At 64.7% G+C, this 19,561-nt stretch carries 21 protein-coding genes; 9 read left to right on the top strand and 12 right to left on the bottom strand.

Annotated features, from left to right (window positions below):
• The first annotated feature begins 136 nt into the window (after window positions 1-136).
• Together I6F21_RS22910 and I6F21_RS38865 are read left to right on the top strand one after the other, a co-directional pair.
• Window positions 137-802 (top strand): DUF2182 domain-containing protein, encoded by a 666-nt coding sequence (locus I6F21_RS22910; protein ID WP_346656741.1) that lies wholly within the window; start codon window positions 137-139, stop codon window positions 800-802.
• Between the two features lie 339 nt (window positions 803-1,141).
• Window positions 1,142-3,709 (top strand): EAL domain-containing protein, encoded by a 2,568-nt coding sequence (locus tag I6F21_RS38865; RefSeq protein WP_276573432.1) that lies wholly within the window; start codon window positions 1,142-1,144, stop codon window positions 3,707-3,709.
• A gap of 6 nt (window positions 3,710-3,715) precedes the next feature.
• Here the strand turns inward: I6F21_RS38865 and I6F21_RS22930 are convergent, their stop codons facing one another.
• From I6F21_RS22930 to I6F21_RS22940, 3 genes are read right to left on the bottom strand one after another with little or no spacing between them, the layout of a single operon-like run.
• Window positions 3,716-4,933, bottom strand: coding sequence for a cyclopropane-fatty-acyl-phospholipid synthase family protein (locus I6F21_RS22930; RefSeq protein WP_225140513.1), 1,218 nt, complete (start codon window positions 4,931-4,933; stop codon window positions 3,716-3,718).
• Window positions 4,934-4,936: 3 nt separating this feature from the next.
• Complete coding sequence (locus I6F21_RS22935; RefSeq protein ID WP_109145372.1) at window positions 4,937-5,725, bottom strand: DUF1365 domain-containing protein; 789 nt, start codon at window positions 5,723-5,725, stop codon at window positions 4,937-4,939.
• A gap of 5 nt (window positions 5,726-5,730) precedes the next feature.
• The gene (locus I6F21_RS22940) at window positions 5,731-7,044 is read right to left on the bottom strand and encodes an FAD-dependent oxidoreductase (protein ID WP_109145371.1); all 1,314 of its coding nucleotides are present in this window, start codon (window positions 7,042-7,044) and stop codon (window positions 5,731-5,733) included.
• Between the two features lie 170 nt (window positions 7,045-7,214).
• Between I6F21_RS22940 and I6F21_RS22945 the strand changes: the two genes are divergently transcribed.
• Both I6F21_RS22945 and I6F21_RS22950 read left to right on the top strand, forming a co-directional pair.
• The gene (locus I6F21_RS22945) at window positions 7,215-8,018 is read left to right on the top strand and encodes a DUF1295 domain-containing protein (protein WP_225140648.1); all 804 of its coding nucleotides are present in this window, start codon (window positions 7,215-7,217) and stop codon (window positions 8,016-8,018) included.
• Window positions 8,019-8,141: 123 nt separating this feature from the next.
• The gene (locus tag I6F21_RS22950) at window positions 8,142-8,543 is read left to right on the top strand and encodes a DUF2177 family protein (RefSeq protein ID WP_036039858.1); all 402 of its coding nucleotides are present in this window, start codon (window positions 8,142-8,144) and stop codon (window positions 8,541-8,543) included.
• 59 nt (window positions 8,544-8,602) lie between these two features.
• On the opposite strand, the gene I6F21_RS22955 is transcribed toward I6F21_RS22950, so the two are convergent.
• From I6F21_RS22955 to I6F21_RS22970, 4 genes are all read right to left on the bottom strand, one after another.
• Window positions 8,603-8,905, bottom strand: coding sequence for a hypothetical protein (locus tag I6F21_RS22955; RefSeq protein ID WP_109145369.1), 303 nt, complete (start codon window positions 8,903-8,905; stop codon window positions 8,603-8,605).
• Window positions 8,906-8,923: 18 nt separating this feature from the next.
• Window positions 8,924-9,481 carry a sigma-70 family RNA polymerase sigma factor gene (locus tag I6F21_RS22960; protein ID WP_036039874.1) on the bottom strand — a complete coding sequence of 186 codons (558 nt, stop codon included), beginning with the start codon at window positions 9,479-9,481 and terminating at the stop codon, window positions 8,924-8,926.
• 106 nt (window positions 9,482-9,587) lie between these two features.
• Window positions 9,588-10,229 (bottom strand): ChrR family anti-sigma-E factor, encoded by a 642-nt coding sequence (locus I6F21_RS22965; protein WP_225140512.1) that lies wholly within the window; start codon window positions 10,227-10,229, stop codon window positions 9,588-9,590.
• Window positions 10,226-10,771, bottom strand: coding sequence for a sigma-70 family RNA polymerase sigma factor (locus I6F21_RS22970; protein ID WP_225140646.1), 546 nt, complete (start codon window positions 10,769-10,771; stop codon window positions 10,226-10,228). Before I6F21_RS22970 ends, I6F21_RS22965 begins: the two co-directional genes overlap by 4 nt.
• Window positions 10,772-11,066: 295 nt before the next feature.
• Between I6F21_RS22970 and I6F21_RS22975 the strand changes: the two genes are divergently transcribed.
• From I6F21_RS22975 to I6F21_RS22990, 4 genes are all read left to right on the top strand, one after another.
• A complete protein-coding gene (locus I6F21_RS22975; protein WP_025032359.1) occupies window positions 11,067-11,315 on the top strand; it encodes a hypothetical protein in 249 nt (82 codons plus the stop codon).
• Window positions 11,316-11,503: 188 nt separating this feature from the next.
• Complete coding sequence (locus I6F21_RS22980) at window positions 11,504-12,166, top strand: heme-binding beta-barrel domain-containing protein (RefSeq protein ID WP_225140511.1); 663 nt, start codon at window positions 11,504-11,506, stop codon at window positions 12,164-12,166.
• A 19-nt stretch (window positions 12,167-12,185) separates the two neighbouring features.
• Window positions 12,186-12,893 carry a dihydrofolate reductase family protein gene (locus I6F21_RS22985; protein ID WP_225140510.1) on the top strand — a complete coding sequence of 236 codons (708 nt, stop codon included), beginning with the start codon at window positions 12,186-12,188 and terminating at the stop codon, window positions 12,891-12,893.
• Window positions 12,894-12,902: 9 nt separating this feature from the next.
• Entirely contained in the window at window positions 12,903-14,177 is a 1,275-nt protein-coding gene (locus I6F21_RS22990; RefSeq protein ID WP_225126894.1) for an NAD(P)/FAD-dependent oxidoreductase, read from the top strand.
• 50 nt (window positions 14,178-14,227) lie between these two features.
• On the opposite strand, the gene I6F21_RS22995 is transcribed toward I6F21_RS22990, so the two are convergent.
• The 5 genes from I6F21_RS22995 to I6F21_RS23015 form a co-directional block, all read right to left on the bottom strand.
• A complete protein-coding gene (locus I6F21_RS22995) occupies window positions 14,228-14,530 on the bottom strand; it encodes a hypothetical protein (protein WP_036027019.1) in 303 nt (100 codons plus the stop codon).
• Window positions 14,531-14,944: 414 nt separating this feature from the next.
• A complete protein-coding gene (locus tag I6F21_RS23000) occupies window positions 14,945-15,550 on the bottom strand; it encodes a hypothetical protein (RefSeq protein WP_225140509.1) in 606 nt (201 codons plus the stop codon).
• A 229-nt stretch (window positions 15,551-15,779) separates the two neighbouring features.
• Window positions 15,780-17,093, bottom strand: coding sequence for a tetratricopeptide repeat protein (locus tag I6F21_RS23005; RefSeq protein ID WP_225140508.1), 1,314 nt, complete (start codon window positions 17,091-17,093; stop codon window positions 15,780-15,782).
• Between the two features lie 12 nt (window positions 17,094-17,105).
• Window positions 17,106-18,116 carry an aldo/keto reductase gene (locus tag I6F21_RS23010; RefSeq protein WP_225140507.1) on the bottom strand — a complete coding sequence of 337 codons (1,011 nt, stop codon included), beginning with the start codon at window positions 18,114-18,116 and terminating at the stop codon, window positions 17,106-17,108.
• A gap of 297 nt (window positions 18,117-18,413) precedes the next feature.
• Window positions 18,414-18,839: a PaaI family thioesterase gene (locus tag I6F21_RS23015; protein WP_036014328.1), complete on the bottom strand. Its 426-nt coding sequence runs from the start codon at window positions 18,837-18,839 to the stop codon at window positions 18,414-18,416.
• 70 nt (window positions 18,840-18,909) lie between these two features.
• On the opposite strand from I6F21_RS23015, the gene I6F21_RS23020 reads away from it, so the two are divergent.
• A complete protein-coding gene (locus I6F21_RS23020) occupies window positions 18,910-19,536 on the top strand; it encodes a CoA pyrophosphatase (RefSeq protein ID WP_225113358.1) in 627 nt (208 codons plus the stop codon).
• The last annotated feature ends 25 nt before the right edge of the window (window positions 19,537-19,561 follow it).

The following is a 19,561-nucleotide window of genomic DNA, read 5'->3' on the forward strand; positions in this document are numbered from 1 at the left end:
CCTCGTCGCCATGGACAAGTCGATGCAGGAGCGCTCGATACTCGAACACTTGCTCCACCGCGACCGGCTGATCGTCGCGATCGGGACCGCCGCAGTGGTCGCGCTCGCCTGGGCCTATCTCGCTGCGGGCGCCGGCATGGACACCGAGATGATGGCCGACATGCCGGACATGGCGCCGATGCCGTGGACGCCGTTCTATGCGGCGCTGCTGTTCGTGATGTGGTGGGTGATGATGGTCGCGATGATGGCGCCGAGCGCGGTGCCCACCGTTCTCCTGTATGCGACCGTCAAGCGAAGGCAGGAGGCTGCCTCCCGCGCCGCAATCGATAGCTGGATCTTTCTCGCCGGTTATCTCGTGACGTGGGCCGGGTTCAGTCTCGCTGCGGTCCTGGTGCAAGCAGCATTCGAACGCTTCGGGTTGCTGTCGATGGCGATGGCAAGCACCAGCGCGATTCTGGGCGGCGGCGTGCTGATTGCAGCAGGGCTCTATCAGTTCACGCCGCTCAAACAGGCCTGCCTGCGCTACTGCGACAGTCCGCTGTTGTTTCTCAGTCGATATTGGCGGCCCGGCACGCGCGGCGCATTCCGGATGGGACTTCGCCACGGCAGCTACTGCGTCGGCTGCTGCTGGTTTCTGATGGTATTGCTGTTCGTCGGCGGCGTGATGAACCTGGCCTGGATCATCGGCATCGCGCTCTATGTCGCCGCCGAGAAGCTGCTGCCGTTCGGCCAACGGTTGAGTTATGCGGCAGGCGCGCTCCTCATCCTGTCCGGCACGATCGTCCTTGCGCGCGCGATGTGAAAAACGGTCCAAAGACGGTTAAAATGTGCCGCTTGCGACATGGCGATGTGCCTGATTGCCCAATACCAGCCGACCTCCGTGATGATACGGAGGCTTTGAGCTGAAGAATTGAGCTTCCTCCAAACAAAAACTTAAGGCTGTTTCGGCTACCTTCGCGCTATGAACGGCACCCGCGCGGGTGTCCCTGTGCAGTCGAGGCGGAGACAAGGCGATGCCAATACTGCGGGCGAGCGCAGTTCTGCCCTGGCGGCCGAAGCGGGGGTGCGCGTCGTGATTCCCGCAGGGGCAGTTCGCAAAGCCGGAAGAGCGATCCTGCGGAATGCTCCGCTGCAGATCGCATTGTTCTTTCTGCCGCTAGTCTGGATCGGCTATTTCGCAATTACCGCCTCCGAGCGGATGGATGCGATCCAGCAAGCGCGGTCGCACGGCAACAGCGTCGCCGAATTGTTCGAGGAGAACACCGAGCGCATCTTCGAGCGCGTGGATCAGTCGTTGCTGGTGGTACGGGCACTCTACGCCCAGGATCCGCAGGCCTTCAGCCTGAAGTTCTGGTCCGACAAGGCCCGCCTCGCCACCGGCGACGTGGTCCAGTTCGCTCTGATCGGATCGGACGGATACATGATCGAGACGACGGCGGGCTATTCCGGTCCGCCGCTTTATCTCGGTGATCGCGAGCACTTCATTCATACCATGTCGCAGGTCGACGATCGCCTTTACGTGGCGAAGCCGGTGCTGGGCCGCGCGTCCAAAAAGTGGACGATACAGCTCGCGAGAAAGCTGTTCGATCTCGCCGGCAATCCCGTCGGCGTGGTTGTCGGCTCGATCAGCGTCGACGTCGTCGGCAGGTTCTACGACACCGCAAAGCTCGGCGTCGGAGGAACGCTGGTGCTCAGGAATGCGAGCCACGTGGTGCTCGCCGCCCGGGGCGTGGACCAGGGGTCAGTGCTGGGACAAAGCGCGCCGAGCCGCGTCGCGGGCGAACTGGGCGACGGCTTCTATGCGCAATATTGGAACGAGAACCGACCGGACCGCAGCGACCGACTGATCACGGCGCGCAGGTCGCGCGCGTTTCCGCTCATCTTCACCGTCGGCATTTCGGAGCAGGAGATCTATTCCCGCTCCGCCTTCAGGCAGAAGGTCTATCTCGGCGGCGCGGTGCTGCTCACGTTCATCATCCTCGCCGCGACCACATTTCATTGGCGACGGCAGCAGGCGCTGGATCGCGCCCACCGTGAGCGGCGCGATCTTGCCAGCAAGTTCGAGGATGCGCTCAGGAACCTTCCCCAGGGCTTGAGCATGTTCGATGGCCGCGACCGTCTGATCGCGTTCAACCGGCAATGGCTCGAACTTTACAACCTCGTGCCGGAAGACATCCGGATCGGCATGGACTTCCGGGAGGTGTTCGCGAAGCAGACCGCCGTGCTCGACGTCGAAGCGTACCTCGTCGATTTGAAGAACCGGCTCGCCCAGTCGGAGCAGATCTCGAACACCGTGCAGTTTCCGGACGGACGGGTCGTCTACATCTCGTACGGCCGGCGCGAGGGCGGCGGCTGGGTTGCCACGCATGAGGACATCACCGAGCGCAAGGCGTCGGCGGACCGCATCGAGCGGCTCGCGCATTACGACAGCCTGACCGGCCTTGCCAATCGCAATCTGTTCAAGGAGCGCATCGACGAGGCGCTGGCCCGCCCGCGCCGGCCGGAGCCCGCGTTCGCCGTACTCCTGCTCGATCTCGACAAGTTCAAGTCGGTCAATGATGCGCTCGGCCATCAATGCGGCGACGCGTTGCTGAAGCAGGTTGCCGACCGGATCAAGGCGCAGATCCGTGATGCCGATACGGCGGCGCGAATCGGCGGCGACGAATTTGCCGTCATCTTGGCAGCCGGCGGGGCCGCGATGCGCGACGGCGCTGAAAGCCTGGCCGCGCGGCTGGTCGAAGCCATTGCCGAACCCTTTCACATCGATGGCCACCCCGTCGTGAGCGGCTGTAGCATTGGCCTTGCGCTCGTGCCCGAGCACGGCACGCGGGTCGACGAGATCCTTCGCAACGCCGATCTTGCGCTCTACAGGTCGAAGAATGCCGGCAGAAACTGCTTCCACGTCTATTCACCGGAGCTCAAGGCGGAAGCGGATCAACGCAACGTGCTCGAGATCGAGCTGCGTGAAGCGATCTGGCGTGAGGAGATAGAGCTGTTTTATCAGCCTGTGATCGAGCTCGGCACTGGTCGGGTAAAATCGGTCGAGGCCCTGGCGCGCTGGCATCACGCCACCAGGGGCTACGTCCCTCCGGCGGAGTTCATTGCGGTTGCCGAGGCGGGGGGACTGATCGTCGAGCTCGGCCACCAGGTGCTCGCCAGGGCCTGCCGCGATGCGATGAGCATGCCGGGCGACATCAAGGTCGCTGTCAATCTCTCCGCCCTGCAATTTGCCAGCGCCAATCTCGTCGACACCGTGACCTTTGCGTTGACGCAGAGCGGGCTTCCGCAGACCCGGCTCGAGCTCGAGATCACCGAAAGCGTATTTCTCGCCGACACCGAGGAGAACCTCAGGACGCTCCAGCGCCTCAAGGCGCTCGGCGTCTCCATTGCCCTCGACGATTTCGGTGTCGGATACTCGTCGTTGTCCTATTTGACGGCCTTTCCTTTCGACAAGGTCAAGATCGACAAATCCTTCATCGACAGGATCGATCGCTGCGAGACCGTCGCCGTGCTGAAATCCATCGTGCAGCTCGCAAAGACGCTGAAGCTGTCGATCGTCGCCGAGGGGGTCGAGTCCTCCGAACAGGTCAGACGGCTCCAATCACTCGGCATCCCGCTCGGCCAGGGATTTCACTTCAGCAAGCCCGTGCCGCTCACCGAACTCTCCTGGCAAGCCCCCACGGCGCGCCGGAAGCGGCGGGTGGCGTGAGTTGCCTCACGCCCGCCGTGCAAACACCAGCTGCCTGACGTCGATCTTTCCGGCCCTGAACCCGGCCTCGCAGTAGCACAGGTAATATTCCCACAGCCGGCGGAACGGCTCGTCGAAGCCGAGAGAGGTCAGGTCGATCCATGCGCGGCTGAAATTGTCCCGCCAGAGTGAAAGTGTCTTGGCATAATCCTGTCCAAACACACGCTCGCGAATCACGGGCAGCTCGAAGCGTTCGCCGAGCCCGTGCAGGATGTTGGTCGAAGGCAGCATCCCTCCTGGAAAGATGTATCTCTGGATGAAGTCCACGCGCTGCCGATAAAGGCCGAAGAGCTCGTCGCGGACCGTAATGGCCTGGATGCCCGCCAGACCGCCCGGTTTCAGGCGCTGGTACAGCTGGCTGAAATAGGCAGGCCAGAATTGCTCGCCGACGGCCTCGATCATCTCGATGGAGGCAATGCGGTCGAATCGGCCTTCCTGATCCCGGTAATCCTGCAGCCGCACCTCGACCTTCTCGGCGAGCCCGGCTTGGTGGATTCGCCGACTGGCAAATTCGTGCTGCTCCTTGCTGATGGTGAGCGCCAATACGCTGGCGCCGTAAGTCTTTGCGGCAAATTCGGCGAACCCGCCCCAGCCGCACCCGATCTCGAGCACGGTCTGGCCGGGCTGCAATTCGATCGCCTTCGCCAGCTGTTCGTATTTGTGCCGTTGCGCGGCCGGCAGGTCGGGCGTCTCGGCCGAGAACAGAGCCGATGAGTAGGTCATGCTCGAATCGAGCCACGCAGCGAAGAACTCGTTGCCGAGATCATAATGCTTGTGGATGTTGTGCCGCGAACCGCCTTTGGTGTTGCGGCGGAGGCGATGGAGCGCCCGCCGGCACAGGCGCACCAGCATGCTTCCGGCAAAGGCATTGTCGACCAGATCGTCGTTGAGACAGAACACGTAGAGAAGCTGGGCGAGATCAGGCGTGGTCCAGTCGCCGCGGACGTAAGCCTCGGCCATGCCGATGTCGCCGCCGATGACGAGGCTGCGCGCAAACCTGTAATTCTTCAGCTCGATCGTAGCCGACGGACCCGGAAGCTGGCCGCGCAACGTGACCATTCGCTGGTCGGGAAGGCGCACATGGAGGGTGCCGCGCCGGAGCTGCGATGCGAGGCGCAAGGCCAGCCGGGCAAGGAATGGGACACCATCGAATTGAGCGGCTTGATGAGCGGCTGCCAGGTCCATGGATCAAATCCCGCGTTGTTTCAAACGAGGCAAGTACGGCACACCTTTGAGCCACAGCCGCATCGCTTCCCAATGAATGGCTGCGATCACCTTGAACGTCAGGAAGGGCAGACCGACGAGCGCCGCCAGCAGCGCGCGGCTGGTGAGCGCCCGGCGTCGTCCGCGGAACGCTGCGGCGAACATCGCGCCCTGATCGCCCGTCTGTACGATTCTGACTGCTACATTCTGCTCCGGCGGAGAAATGCTGAAACGGTAATGCGTCCCCATTTCCATGAAGGGTGATACGTAGAACTCCTTGGCCTGGCTCTGCCTGATTGCGCAGTCCGGTCGCGCGTCCTGCACGGGCAGCACGTAGGAATGCATCTCCCCGAAGGTGTTGCGGACCTCGTAGATCAGCAGCGCAAGATCGCCCGATGCCCCATAGCAGAAGTAGATCGAAAGCGGGTTGAACACGTAGCCCAGAACCCGGGGATAACACAGCAGGAGTATGCGGCCTTCCGAGAGGTCGATGCCGCGCTCCGCGGCGATTCGCCTGACGTATTGGCTGAGGCCCGCGCCCTTGCGGTCGCCATGATCGCGCTCGTGGAAGCTGAAGGCGGCTGCTCGATTGACATCAAACAGCCAGGACTGGCGAGGTGCTTCATGCAAGCGGTCGAGGTCGATCAAGAGGCTCATCACGCGATAGGTGAACCTGTGATGCACAGGCCGCCAGCGTGCGTGCATCACCTTTCCCCAGTAGAGCGCGGCGGGCATTGTCGCATCGTCCGCTTTGTCGGGGTTGGTTCGGACCATCGGGGCTACTCGGCAGCTTGGACCAGCAGCGAGTCCGAGCGTCGCCAGGGAACCTGGCCGCCCAAGGCCTCCGCAACGGAGATGCCGGACTGCAAGCCGTCCTCGTGAAAGCCATAGCCGGTCCAGGCACCGCAGAACCAGGTCCGGCGTCGGCCCTGAATTGCGGGGAGCCGTCGCTGCGCCGCGAACGCAGCCAGGTCGTATTGAGGATGAGCAAAGCTGAACTTTGCAAACGTCAGGTGGGCCGCCGGTTCGAAAGGAGGGTTGAGGCTGACGAACAATGGCTTACGGTCGTCGATGCCCTGCAGCCGGTTCATCCAATAGGTCACCGCCACGTCGTTCTGGGCCGGCGTTTGTCGCGGCCATTGCAGGAAATTCCAGGAAGCCCATGCTTGCCGGCGCCTGGGCATGAGACTGCGATCGCGATGCAGATAGATCGCGTTCGGAGCATACCTGATCGCGCCGAGAATGGACCGCTCGCGGGCATCGGCATCCGACAGCGCAGCCAAGGCCTGATCGCTGTGGCAAGCCATTACCACGGCATCGTAGGTTTCCGCCCCGCCATGACTGTCGCGGATGGTCACGCCATGCTCCGCCCGGTTGACCGACGTCACGGCACAGCCTAGCCGAATGTTGTCCTTGAACAAAGCAGTGAGCTTGTCGACATAGCGCCGGCTGCCACCCTCGACGGTCCGCCAGCGCGGCCGGTCAAGGTGCAAGAGCCGGTGATTGTCGAAAAAAGCGACGAAGTTCTCTGCCGGAAAGGACAGAATGTCGGCCGACGAGGACGACCAGATGGCCGCTCCCATCGGTCCGAGATAATCGGCGAACAGGCGGGGTCCGAATGATTGCTTGCGCAGATACTCGCCGAGCGTCAGGCCGTGCAGCTTGCCGGTGCGCAGATCGGACACGCTCTGCCGGTTGAACCGCGCGACCTCGCCGAGCATGCGGAAGTATGAGGGGGAGACGAGATTGCGCGGTTGCGCGAACAGGCCGCAGGCCGTTTGCAGGGCCGTCTCGCCGCCACCCCGCCATTCGAACCGACCATGGTCGGCCGACATGGCGAAGCTCATGCAGGTCTCGACAGTCTTCACGCCCAGATGCGCGAACAGCGCCGTCAGCTGCGGATAGTTCGTCTCGTTGTAGACGATGAAGCCGACATCGACATCGATGGCCTCTCCATCATAGTCGATGCGAACGGTATGACTGTGCCCGCCCGGCCGCAGCTCCCGCTCGTACACCGTCACCGCATAGCGCCTCGACAGGAGCCACGCGGCAGCGTTGCCGGCAATTCCCGTCCCGATCACGGCCAAACGCATACCTCTCGCCCCCAATGCTGTATCGCCAGCTACGGTCGTTGCGACAATCAGTTTCGTGAGAAACGTTCGGCGGGACGGCGCGGATCACATGGCCAGGTGCGCCCCGCCTTGCGGCGCGAAACCGGCTTCCGCTGCGGACGTATCGAGGGCAGGTCAACATGGGTGAAAGCATGGTTCTCGTGCAGGTTCAGGCGATCGGCTTAATTGCGCTGGCCTTCTGTGTCTTGATGGGACTGGCCTGGGTCGTCCAGCAGCGCACCGGCAATTCCGGATGGGTGGATGCGATATGGTCCTACGCGACCGGCCTCATCGGCGCGGCCGCTGCCTTGTGGCCGCTTGACGGCTCCCTGCCGGCTCGCCAAGCGCTTGTTGCAGGGCTGGTGCTGCTTTGGTCGTTGCGGCTCGGGACGCACATCGCGCGTCGCTCCGCGGCCGGGATCGACGATCCCAGATACGCAAACTATGCGCGCGAATGGGGGGCGGATGCCCCGCGCCGGATGTTCTTCTTCCTGCAATCGCAGGCGCTGGTCTCACTGCCGCTGCCATTCGCCGTGTTCCTCGCAGGCCACGCGCCGGCGCCGGGACTGCGGCTGCAGGATTATGTCGGGGTGGTCATCATCCTGATTGCCGTCGCTGGCGAGGCCTTGGCAGACCGGCAGCTGCGGCGCTTCAAACACGACGCGTCGAGCAAGGGGAAGGTCTGCAATGTCGGACTTTGGCGCTGGTCGCGTCATCCGAATTATTTCTTCGAATGGCTGGGATGGCTGGCTTACCCCGTCATCGCGCTCACGCCCGGATACGCCTGGGGCTGGGCCAGCCTGGCGGCGCCAGCGATCATGTATTGGATCCTTGTGCATGTGACCGGGATACCGCCGCTCGAGGAGCAGATGCTGCAATCGCGCGGCGACCTGTATCGGCAGTATCAGGCCCGGACCAACGCTTTCTTCCCATGGCCACCCAAACAGGCGCTGTGATTTGTTTTGCCGCTACGCCCATGACGGACATGCCTGCGCTCGTGTGATCCGGCTTGAATCCACGGGCGTTATCTGCTGGCCGGCTCGACAATCGGCCAGATGCAGTGCACGGGGAATGCGGACATGAATCTTCTCTTCACCTATCTTGCCGTGGCCGTGACCTTCGTTGCAGTCGACATGGTCTGGCTCAACATCATGGTTGCGCGGCTCTACCGGCCGGTGCTGGGCGATATGTTGCGTGCCGAGCCCAATCTGGCGGCCGCCGCCGTCTTCTATCTGCTGTATCCCATCGGCTTGATCTGGTTCGCCGTGCTGCCGGCGCATCATGACGGAAGCGCGCTGCGCGCTTTCACGTCCGGCCTGCTGCTCGGCTGCTTCACCTATGCGACCTATGATCTCACCAATCAGGCGACCTTGCGGAATTGGTCGACCGGACTGACACTTGCGGACGTTTGCTGGGGATCCTTGCTGGCCGGGGTCAGCTCCTTGATTGGATTTCTCGTCGCCCAGAAGCTGGCCCACTGAACATGGGCCGCCTGCCGCGCGCAAAGCCGAGTTGATTTCGGTCAATCGTGCAGGGCAAGTCAGGTCGAGCTTCGCCCTCCGAGCCGGTCGAACGTGTCCCTGGTTTCCGCAATCTTGTCGGTCAAGGATATGAGTGCATTCTGGGCCTGCGCTCTCGTCTCATCGTCGAGCAGGAGGCATGCGAGGTCGACCAGCTGATGGCCCATGCGCTCCATGGCGGCAAGGAGTCCATCGAGGCCGGCCCTGGGATCGTCGGGCGCAAACCGCTCGACCTCACTGATGATGGCTTCGAGCCGCGCGACGGAAGCGACAAGCCGGTCCTCGCGCCCACGCTCGGGAAACTCGATGATGTCCGCGGCCATGCCAGCATTTCTCCGGCTTCAGGCCGCAGCCGATGCCGCGAGGCAATCCTTGCGTACTGCCGCGATGGTCCGGTGCAGCCAGGTCTTGACGGTGCCGACCGGCACACCGAAGCGTCGCGACAAGCTCTCGCGGCTCTCGCCTTTGAGGTAAGCCAGAGCGACGAGCCTGCGGCGATCTTCCGGAAGCCGCGCCAGCACTGCGCGTGCAATCGGTTCGGCGCTGGCGTAATCGAAATCCTCGGCGGGCGAGGCAGTGGACGCCGATGCAAACAGGAGCGCCTCGTCCAGTTCGTAAGTCGGCTGTCTTCGAATCCGCAAATGGTCGATTGCGGTATTGCGGACAATCGCGGACATCCACGCAAGAGCCGGGGCCCGCCTGGAATCATACCGCGCAGCGTTGCGCCAGATCTTGAGAAAGCTTTCCTGAAGGATGTCGTCGGCGTCGTCAGGCGCGGCGCCAACGGCCAGCACGATCCTGCGCAACCTGGCGCGTGTCAGCGCATGAAGCTCCGCGAAGGCTCGCACCTCACCTGAGGAAACGCGCGCCAGCAGTTCGGGTAACCTCTCGCTCCGCACCTGACTTGCCAGGCTTGAACAGGCCATGTCCTGTCTCCCTTGCGTTTCTTTCTGAACGCTTCGGGTACAGGCCCGGATCACTCCGACGGAAAGGACGGAAGGAGAATCAAAGCCGCACGAATGGCCCGATCAGACGGCCGAGCAAGCCGTTCATACGCAGGTCGCCGGTCATCGCGACCAGGCAGAGGCATGGGCCTTCGTCGCCGACGATCGGACGGTGCTCGACCTCGTCGTCGCCGTAGTCGAAATCACCGGGACCAAACCGACCGCCCTCGTGGCTGAAGCTGCCCTCGAGCACGAGCGTGAGCTCGGTGCCGGTGTGCGTGTGCTCGAGCATGCGCGATCCCGGCGCGGACCGAAGCAGGAAGGCGCGCGCCTTGCCCGAACCGGAAAGCTCGATCGGCCGCATGCTCAGACCGGGTGCGATGCGCCGGCGCTTGCCGATGCGGTAATTTCGCAGGGCCGGCGGAACTTCATGATCCGTGACGGAGGCGGGGGGAGGTGCCGCACGAGCGGCGGGAGAATTCTCAATTCGCGACATGACGCGGTCGAACGCATCCGGCGCGGTCGGCACCGGCTCGATCTCCTCCAGCGCCGCACCCGCAAGCTGCTCTATGGCGCGCACGAAGCGGCTGCACCGGGCGCATCCTGCCACATGCACCCCGACCACCAGCTGATGGGCCTCTTCCAGCTTGCCGGCCGCGAAATCGGCCAGAAGATCTTCAGGCGGATGGTGGCTGATCGTCATGTGTCTTCGTCCAATATGTCTCTCAACCGGTTCATCGCCAGTCTGATCCGCGATTTCACCGTACCGAGGGGAATACCAAGCAGGCTCGCGATTTCAGGATGCGCCCTCTCCTCGATGAACGACAGCCTGACCACCATGATCTGCTCTGCCGAGAGTTGCTTGATGGCGGACTCGATGCGCGCGGCGTCCTGTCCGCGCGAAATGACGGCGTCAGCCGGTTCGGCCGGGTCCGGTGCATCAGGCAGCTCGGAGACGGCTTCCAGGCGGTCGGTCCGTGCTCTGCGGCGGAGCAGGTCGATCCGCAGATTGCGCGCGATCGTGAAGATCCAGGCCGCCGCTCCCGCTGTGGCGGGATCGAACAGGCCTGCTTTCCGCCACACCGCGAACATCGCGGTTTGCGCGATCTCTTCCGCTTCGTCGGGGCTGCACCCGGCCTTCTGCATCAACCCCTTGATACGGGGCGCGAAATGCTCGAATAGCCCCTTGAAGGCCTCCCGGTCGTGGTGAGAGGCGACGCGTCCGATCAAATCAGCCCAGTCCACCTTTGCCTTCGGCCCTTTGCTCGTACCAATCGACCGCCGCGCCTCAAACCGCCGGGTCAAACCAGCTTCAGCCCGGATTGGCACGTCTAAAGCCCGGATAGCAGCGATCATAGCGCCTCGACAAGCGACCTCTGAGGCTGAGAACGGGCGGGAACGGGCGTCAGATCACTGTGAGCTGCTCAATTGTCGGTTCCGAAGCCTGCGCCTGCGCGCCGCCGGTCCTGGCACTCCGCTTGCTCATCCATGACCCAAGTCCAGGCCTCGGCGGAGAGGCCGTTTCAGGTTGAGGCAAGTGATGCAGGAAGTGTCCCGTTCTGGTGCTGCTGACGAACTCCGGCTCGACGCGTTGATCGCCGATCTATGGTGGCGCGTTCGGCTGATTAATACCGACATTCTCGAGGAAGAGGCGCGCGCCGGGGTGTTCGACCCGGTTCAGCCGACCTATCCGCTTCTCGCGGCCAACCTTCGCGCCCGACGCGACAATCTGGTCGCGACGATCGGCGTGCTCGAGCAGCGTGCGAGATCGGTGTCGGAAGCGGCCTGAAGCGGTCGCGGGGCGCGCCAGCCTCGACGTCTTCGTCAACCGGCCGGCTGCAGCGCCAGAGGCGGGCGCGGGATGCAATGCGCATCCTCGCATGGCTCGAATGCCTCCGACGCTGTGCCGCTAACAGTTGAATTCAGGCCGCCGCCTGCCCGTGTTATGGCTGGTCTCTGCACCCCCGCGAGGCCGCCATGCTCCCCATTCCCGCCGATATCTTCACCGAACCCGACGACGTCTCGCCCGACGGCCTGGCCAATCTCGGCCCGCTTCGGCGTCTTGCCGGCACCTGGCAGGCGGACAAGGGCATCGACATCAATCCGAAGGCGGAAGGGCCGGAGCGGCGGACCTTCATCGAGCACATCCGCATGGATCCGATCGATCCGCAGGCCAACGGGCCGCAGCTGTTGTACGGGCTGCGGTACCACATCCACATCAACACGCCCGAGGAAGACATCACCTTCCACGACCAGGTCGGCTACTGGCTGTGGGAGCCGGCGACCGGGCTGATCATGCAGACCCTGGCGATCCCGCGCGGGCAGGTGCTGCTGGCCTCGGGCAAGGCCGGGCCCGACGACAAGACGATCTCGGTCACTGCCAAGCGCGGCGACACCGCCTACGGGATCTGCTCGACCGATTTTCTGGAGCAGGCCTTTCGCACCGATGCTTACCGCTGCGACATCACCTTCAACGACGACGGCAGCTGGACCTATCTGATCCAGACCGAGTTGTTCGTGCGCGGCGCGCCGTTCAATCACCACGACACCAACACGCTCCAGCTCATAGCGCCACCCAGGCTTAATCCGCTGGCGGCGATTGTGAACGATCGTGCCGCGCGCGGTGGACCCGCGGCCTGAGCGCTGCCCTGAGGATTGCATGAAACCGTATGTCATCTGCCTGATGCACTCCAGCCTCGACGGGCGCACGCATCCCAGCCGCTGGCGTCCGAAGGGCGCGGGCACGGACTGGTTCGAGAAGATCCATGATGAGCTCGGCGGCGATGCCTGGGTGATCGGCCGCGTCACGGGTTCGGAGTTCGCCAAGGGCAGGCCCTATCCCCCGACAGACGCGAAATTTCCGCGCGAAAACTGGTTCGCCCGGCGCGACGCGAAGACCTATGGCGTCGTGCTCGATGCAGAGGGCAAGATCGGCTGGGGGCGCGCGGAGATCGGCGGCGATCCGATCGTCGTCGTGCTGACCGAGAACGTCCCGGATTCGCATCTCGCTGGCCTCCGCGGCGAGGGCGTGTCCTACATCTTTGCCGGCCAATCCGAGATCGACCTCGCACTGACGCTGGACATTCTCAGCCGCGAGCTCGGCGTGAAGCGCCTGCTGGTCGAGGGCGGCGGCGTTGCCAACGGCGCGTTCCTGCGCGCCGGCCTCATCGACGAATTCAACCTGATCCTCAGCCCTGCGATCGACGGCGCAAAAGGCGCCCCGTTCGTGTTCGATTCCACCGAGGCGGACAGCGACCGGCGCGCGCCGATCGCCGCGATGACGCTGGAGAGCACGCGCGAGCTCGGCGGCGACGTCCTGCTGCTGCGCTATCTGATCCAGAACGATCCGCAAGCCGTGAGCCGGTAAGGCGCGGCCATGTCCGATCCGTCCGAGCACATCGTCATCGTCGGCGCCGGCGCGGCCGGCCTGATGGCGGCGCGCGAGCTGGCGCGTGCCGGCCGCAAGGTGACGATCCTGGAGGCGCGTCAGCGCTGCGGCGGCCGCATTCATCCGCTGCCGGCCTCGCAGTTCGGCTATGCCGCCGACGGCGGCGCCGAGTTCGTCCATGGCGAGGCGCCGGTCACGCGCGCATTGCTGCGCGAGGCCGGCCTGTCGCTTCAGGAGATCGAAGGCGAGCAGTGGAGCTTTGACGGGACGAAGCTCACACGCGAGGCGCGTGACGATCCCCATGAAGCGGAGCTTCAGGCCAAGCTGGCGGACTTGAAGGACGACCTCACGGTCGCCGACTTCCTGCGCCGGCATTTTGCAGGCGACAATTACGCGCCGCTGCGCCATTCGATCGAGCGGATGGTCGAAGGCTATGACGCGGCCGATCCCGAACGCGCCTCCACGCTGGCGCTGCGCGCGGAATGGATGGACGGCGGGCACGCTCCGCAGGCGCGCATCGAAGGCGGCTACGGCGCGATGATCGACGTGATGACGGCCGACTGCCGCAGGCACGGCGTCACCATCCGCCTCGGCAGCGTCGTGTCGGCGATTGCGGAGGAGGGCGGCGCGGTGATCGTTCGCTGCGCCGGCGGCGACGTGCACGCCTGCGACCGCATGATCCTCACCGTGCCGCTGCCGCTGCTGCGCGAGATCGCGCTACCGGCAGGCGCGCGTGCCAAGCTGGCTGCTGTCGACGACATCGGCTTTGGCAACGTCATCAAGATCCTGCTGCGCTTCGCGCGGCCATGGTGGCGCGAGCGCAAGGAAGACCTTGCGGACATGACCTTCCTGCTGTCGGATGAGGCGATCCCGGTCTGGTGGACGCGCTACCCGGACCAGCATCCCGTGCTGACGGGCTGGTTCGGCGGCCCGCGCACGGCGGAGCTGGAAAGCCTCGACGCGCGAGCATTGATCGATGCCGGGCTCGGCTCGCTCGCCGCAATCTTCGGCCTGCCGCGCGATCACATCGCGCGCGAGCTGGTGGCGTCCGCCGCGACCAACTGGGCGCATGATCCGTTCGCGCGCGGCGCCTATTCGTGGGCGACGCCGCGCACCCGAGCGGCACAGGCGATCCTCGCGCGTGGCGACGGCTTGGTGCTGTTTTCCGGCGAAGCGCTCTATCGCGGCCGCGACATGGGCACGGTCGAGGCGGCACTGGCGAGCGGCCTGGAGACGGCGAACATGATCCTTCGGGGACAATGAAAAGAGGCCCGCATCTGATGCGGGCCTCTCGTCGCGTCTGTCTCCAGATCTTACCAGCGGCCGCCGCCGAAGCTGAACGTCACGCCGGGGCCTCCGCCGTAATAGCCGTAGGGCCCGCCGCCGTAATAGCCGTGGTGCCGCGGGTAATAACCGTAGCTCCTGTAATACGGCCGGTAATAGCCGTGATGATGCCGCCAATGATGATGGTGGCGGTAATGCCTGCGGTGCGCGCTGATGTCGGTGGTCTGGCTTTCCTGCGCGGTCTGCTTGGCACTTGTATTGCCGGCCGCGCTCGCCGATCCACCGGCCAACGCCGCAGCACCAAGGGCGATCGCGGCAATGAGATATTTCATGTCATCACTCCAGTTGAAGGTCGTGTGACAACACATGAGTATCCCGCGCGTTCCAGCCACTGCGGGCGTCGAAACGACGCAGATTTTCAGTTCCCCGATGAACGCACGTTAACGTTTGTGAACGAGCGAAGGCCGCGCGATCTATCGTCGCATGAAGAGGCATGGCCTGCGACTCGCGCCCCGAACGCGGCGCAGCTTCTCTTCGACGATGCGGTGCGAGTCCGGGACACGAGAGTGGCGCATGTAGATTTTCGCAACTGGCACGGATGCGGATTAGGAAAGCGGTGTCGCTCGGAGAGCGCAGCGAGGATCGCATCCTGTCTGCGATGAATGTACGACCGTGATAGCTGAGCGCAGTGCCAGGGCTCCGTGGCATCAGCGCGATCGTACACGTTGACGCCAGCGGACACGGACCTACTTGAACGGGTCCTGGATCGACGGGGCCGACTGACGGATGCGGCGCACGCTGACCGGGGTGCCGTCGGAGACGAACAGCAGCTCGTATTTGCGGCCCTCGCTGTCGGTCGCCGAGCAGGTGACGTCGTTCACCTTTCTGGCGGCGAAGTTGCCGGTCTGGCGGCAGATGCCGGTCGAGGTCTGCTCGGCCGGCACCGGCAGGCCGTCGACCTTGGGGCGGTTCTTGGAGTTGAGCAGCACGCGGTCGATCCGCAGCTCGTAGGAATTGTCGTCGGCGCGCTTGCCATTCTCGCCGGAGAACGACACCACGTGGCTGTCATCGGAGGGATCGTCGACCGCGACCGCGAAATTGACCCGGCCCGTGTCGCCATGGGCATAGGCCACCGTCTTGCACGGGAAGGTGCGGCCCGCGACCCTGAACGTCTTGCAGTGGCCGGACATCAGCGCCAGGAGATCGATGAAGGCGTTCGGCTGCGCGGGCGGATTGTTGACCGGAACGGGTTTGGAAGTCTCGGCAAAACAAGGACTTGCCGCGATCACGAGCAACGCGGCGAGGACCAATCGGCGAAGGCGCGTCGTCGGGCTCATGAGCCAGGGGGCCATGGCGGAAGAGTTCCGCACCGTAACCATCGAACCGCAAGTTGGTTGCGATCCCGTTTGTGCTGCAAATCCCGTCTGGAATATCACCGCGTCAACCCCGAGGGCGATTCGTCCAAATCGCCCGATCCGTCCCGGCGGCCACATGCCATCAGGGCGGTGTTTTTTTCGTGGCGGAGCATGATCCGAAAAAGTGCGTAGCGGTTTTCCGAAAAAATCATGCTCAAACAATAACCTAACCCATTGCCGCCTGCCAGCGCCTGTCGCGGAAGGAGGGGCGGCGGTGGAGGCGGGCGTCCAGCACGGCGCGGGCGCGGGGCAGCTCACCGCTGCGCATGAGCGCGACGATATAGGTGTCCTCGATCAGCTCGCGCTGGGCGTGGCTGCCGCCGATGCGCACCACCTCGCCGAGCACCGGCGCGAGCATCTGCACGCAAGTCCGGTAATCCTCATCGGCGAAAGCCGCGAGTGCGCGGAAGATCGCCGGCACCACAGGGCCCGCCGGCAGCTTGCCGTCGGCCAGCCGCTGCTCGATCGCCGCAAGGCGGGCGGCGAGCGCTTCGCGATTCTGCGTCGCGGCTGCGAATAGCGCCATGTGGACGTCGGCAAAGGACAGGCTCGATTTCGGAAACAGTTTTTGCGCGGCGGCGTCGGCTTCCTGCCACAGCGCCTTCGGCACCGCATGACCGTACATCGACAGGCGCCACAGCAGCGAAGCGCTGTCGGTGATGACGTTGAGCGGCGGCGCCTGCGTGGCAGTGGGCCGAAGCACGTCGGCATAGATCGCGAGCGCCCGCGCCGCATCGCCATGCTCGAGCGCGCCGAGCGCCTGATGCCAGCTTATATGGCCGTGGAGGATGCCGGCGCGGTCGTAAGCCGGGAGCCATTCGTCGACGAGACGATCGGCGTCCTCAATCGATCCATCCTCGAACATCGCATGCAGCACCGCATGCGCGGCGTGGGCATTTTCCCGGCGCAGATGGAAGCCGCGCTCGGTGACGGCGCGGCCGCGCGCGACGTCGCCATTCTCCGTCATCGCCCAGCCGGACATCGTGAGGAACCACCAGTCCTTGCCGTAATGCTGCGCGACGTTCTCGCAGAGCTTGTGCCGGGCGCGGTCGTGATCGGCCATGCCGGAGAAGGCGAACAGGCCGAACGCGCCGAGCGGCAGCGACAGCACGACGGCGTCGCGGGGCCATGCGTCGATATGCTTCAGCGTCGATGCGATCGCCTCCGGCAGCCGGCCCTCGATCGCGAGCGCCAGCGTCTCGACATGCGAGCGCTCGCGCTCGCTGCCGCGCCCGGCCACGAGCTCGCGCGCGCGTGCCGCCTTTTGCCGCGCGAGATCGCCCTGCTGGTAGAAGGCATGAACGCGGCCGCGGGCGATGTGGGCCAGCGCGAAATCAGGGTCGGCCGCGATCGCGCGCTCCAGCATCTCCGCCGTGCCGGTCCAGCCCGCGAGCATGAGGTCGACGCCGTCGCGATAGGCGGATGCTGCCTCGTGCGAGGTGGTGGAGAGCGGCAGGCCGTAGCGGTCTTGAAGCGCCATCGAAGGCCCCCCTCACGCCGTCCGCGCGCGGCGGCCTTCGATCGGATAGGCCGGATCATTGTAGCCTGGCGTCGAGGGATGGCCTGGCGTCACCAGGCGGTCGATCAGCGCCTCGTCCTCCGCGGTGAAACGATAATCGAGCGCGCTGATGTAGCCGTCCCATTGCTCCTCGGTGCGGGGACCGGCGATCACCGACGAGACGAAGGCGGAGTTGAGCACCCAGCCGACCGCGAACTGGCCGGCGGTGATGCCTTTCTTCTCGGCGTGAGCCTTGATCTCCTGCGCAAGCTGGAGCGATTCCGGCCGCCATTCGGTCTGCATCATGCGGGTGTCGTTGCGCCCCGCGCGCGTCTCCTTGTCGGGCGCTGCATCCACCCTGTACTTGCCGGTGAGCACGCCGCGCGCCAACGGGCTATAGGGCACGATGCCGAGACCGTAATAGGCGCAGGCCGGAAAGTGCTCGACCTCCGGCATGCGGTTCATGGCGTTGTAATAAGGCTGGCTCACCGCGGGCCGGTCGATGCCGAGTCGGTCGCAGATGTTGCAGATCTCGGCGACGCGCCAGGCGCGGTAGTTGGAGACGCCGAAATAGCGCACCTTGCCGGCGTGGATCAGGTCGCTCATGGCGCGCACCGTCTCCTCCAACGGCGTGGCATGGTCTTCCTTGTGCAGATAGTAGATGTCGATGTGATCGGTGCCGAGCCGCATCAAGCTCTCGTCCGCCGCCTGCAACACCCAGCGCCGCGACAGCCCGCCGCGATTGGGATCGTCCCCCATGGGGTTTGCGAGCTTTGTGGCAAGCACCCAGGCACCACGATTGCGCGCGATGGCGCGGCCGACGACCTCCTCGGAGGCGCCTTTGGAATAAGCGTCCGCTGTGTCGATGAAATTGATCCCGGAATCGCGTGCCTTGTCGATGATCCGCTTCGACGTGGCCTCATCGGTCGGCCCGCCGAACATCATGGTGCCCAGGCAAATCGGCGAGACCTTGAGGCCGCTGCGGCCGAGCTGGCGGTATTGCATGGGCGAGTCCTCGATGTTGGTGGACGGCAGCATAACCAGCAAAGTCCGTCATTGCGAGCGCAGCGAAGCAATCCAGAGATGTGTCCGCGGAGGGATGCTGGATTGCTTCGCTGCGCTCGCAATGACGGTGGGGCACGTTTGCGCCTCACATTCAGTGTCATCGCCCGCGAAGGCGGGCGATCCAGTACGCCGAGACAGTCGTGATCGATCGAGGGGCCGCGACGTACTGGATTCCCCGCCTTCGCGGGGAATGACGGCTGCGGGTGTGGCGCGCAGCAGCGCCGGCCTGATCGCCCGCTACCCCGGCCCCTTCAAGATCTTGAACACGCCGTTCGCCATCACGATGCAGCGGTCGTCCACGGTCACCTCGGTGCTCATGAAGATCAGGCTGCGGGTCGAGCGCACCACGCGCGGGCGGGAGATCAGGGTGTCGCCGATCTGGCCGGCCTCGACGAAATGGGTGTCGAGCTGCACCGTCGCCAAGTACTCCTTGCCGGAGACGTAACGGGCCGTCATGCCGCAGGTGCGATCGGCGAACGTCATCATTACGCCGCCCTGGACCATGCCGCGGCGGTTGTGGTGCTTGTCCTCGGTCGCGAGCGCGAATTCGTAATGGCCGTCGACCTTGCGCTCCCACAACGGGCCGATCAGATGCAGGAAGCCCGTGGTCTCCAGGATGCTCCAGCCCTCTGATTTCAACCTTGCGGCGGCCTTGCTGGTCATGTCGTCGTTCGTCCTTGCAACGCGATGTCTCCTCGTTTCATCAGATGCAGTCCTGGTGTAGTCAAGCATCATGAGAACGTTCGACGATGCCACCAGACGGAATATCGCAGAGGTCTGCGCGGCCTTCGCGCGGCTGCCCGACACAGCCGAGCCGTCGGCGCTGAAGCGCGCCGCGGTGGTGCTGGCGCTAACCGAATCCGACGACGGTGGCGACACCGCCTTCCTGCTCACCAGGCGCGCCTCGCACCTGCGCGCCCATCGCGGCCAATGGGCGCTGCCCGGCGGACGCTGCGATGCCGGCGAGACGCCGGTCGAGGCGGCGCTGCGCGAGCTCGACGAGGAGCTCGCACTCGCGCTGTCAGCCGATGCGGTGCTCGGCCTGCTCGACGATTATCCGACGCGCTCGGGCTATCTGATCACGCCGGTCGTGGTCTGGGCGGCCGACAGTGCTGCGATCCGCCCGAACCCGGACGAGGTCGCTTCCGTCCATCGCATCGCGCTGGCCACGATCGAGCGCGACGATGCCTTCGATTTCACTGAGATCCCCGAGAGCAGCCGCCGCGTGATCCGCTTCCATCACCAGATGAGCCTGATCCATGCCCCGACCGCGGCGCTGATCTACCAGTTCCGCGAGGTGCTGGCGGGGCGGCACACCCGCGTCACCGACCTGGAACAGCCGGTATTCGCCTGGACGTGATGATGGTAAACGGCGCGTTAACGCG

It is taken from the genome of Bradyrhizobium sp. NBAIM03 (genome assembly GCF_020194055.1).
GTDB lineage: Bacteria > Pseudomonadota > Alphaproteobacteria > Rhizobiales > Xanthobacteraceae > Bradyrhizobium > Bradyrhizobium yuanmingense.

Excerpts from the sequence above, each read along its gene's own strand:
- I6F21_RS22910 (WP_346656741.1), top strand. The coding sequence starts at position 137 with ATGGACACCGAGATGATGGCCGACATGCCGGACATGGCGCCGATGCCG.
- I6F21_RS22930 (WP_225140513.1), bottom strand. The coding sequence starts at position 4,933 with ATGGACCTGGCAGCCGCTCATCAAGCCGCTCAATTCGATGGTGTCCCA.
- I6F21_RS22935 (WP_109145372.1), bottom strand. The coding sequence starts at position 5,725 with ATGGTCCGAACCAACCCCGACAAAGCGGACGATGCGACAATGCCCGCC.
- I6F21_RS22940 (WP_109145371.1), bottom strand. The coding sequence starts at position 7,044 with ATGCGTTTGGCCGTGATCGGGACGGGAATTGCCGGCAACGCTGCCGCG.
- I6F21_RS22945 (WP_225140648.1), top strand. The coding sequence starts at position 7,215 with ATGGTTCTCGTGCAGGTTCAGGCGATCGGCTTAATTGCGCTGGCCTTC.
- I6F21_RS22950 (WP_036039858.1), top strand. The coding sequence starts at position 8,142 with ATGAATCTTCTCTTCACCTATCTTGCCGTGGCCGTGACCTTCGTTGCA.
- I6F21_RS22955 (WP_109145369.1), bottom strand. The coding sequence starts at position 8,905 with ATGGCCGCGGACATCATCGAGTTTCCCGAGCGTGGGCGCGAGGACCGG.
- I6F21_RS22965 (WP_225140512.1), bottom strand. The coding sequence starts at position 10,229 with ATGACGATCAGCCACCATCCGCCTGAAGATCTTCTGGCCGATTTCGCG.
- I6F21_RS22975 (WP_025032359.1), top strand. The coding sequence starts at position 11,067 with ATGCAGGAAGTGTCCCGTTCTGGTGCTGCTGACGAACTCCGGCTCGAC.
- I6F21_RS22980 (WP_225140511.1), top strand. The coding sequence starts at position 11,504 with ATGCTCCCCATTCCCGCCGATATCTTCACCGAACCCGACGACGTCTCG.
- I6F21_RS22985 (WP_225140510.1), top strand. The coding sequence starts at position 12,186 with ATGAAACCGTATGTCATCTGCCTGATGCACTCCAGCCTCGACGGGCGC.
- I6F21_RS22990 (WP_225126894.1), top strand. The coding sequence starts at position 12,903 with ATGTCCGATCCGTCCGAGCACATCGTCATCGTCGGCGCCGGCGCGGCC.
- I6F21_RS22995 (WP_036027019.1), bottom strand. The coding sequence starts at position 14,530 with ATGAAATATCTCATTGCCGCGATCGCCCTTGGTGCTGCGGCGTTGGCC.
- I6F21_RS23000 (WP_225140509.1), bottom strand. The coding sequence starts at position 15,550 with ATGGCCCCCTGGCTCATGAGCCCGACGACGCGCCTTCGCCGATTGGTC.
- I6F21_RS23005 (WP_225140508.1), bottom strand. The coding sequence starts at position 17,093 with ATGGCGCTTCAAGACCGCTACGGCCTGCCGCTCTCCACCACCTCGCAC.
- I6F21_RS23010 (WP_225140507.1), bottom strand. The coding sequence starts at position 18,116 with ATGCAATACCGCCAGCTCGGCCGCAGCGGCCTCAAGGTCTCGCCGATT.
- I6F21_RS23015 (WP_036014328.1), bottom strand. The coding sequence starts at position 18,839 with ATGACCAGCAAGGCCGCCGCAAGGTTGAAATCAGAGGGCTGGAGCATC.
- I6F21_RS23020 (WP_225113358.1), top strand. The coding sequence starts at position 18,910 with ATGAGAACGTTCGACGATGCCACCAGACGGAATATCGCAGAGGTCTGC.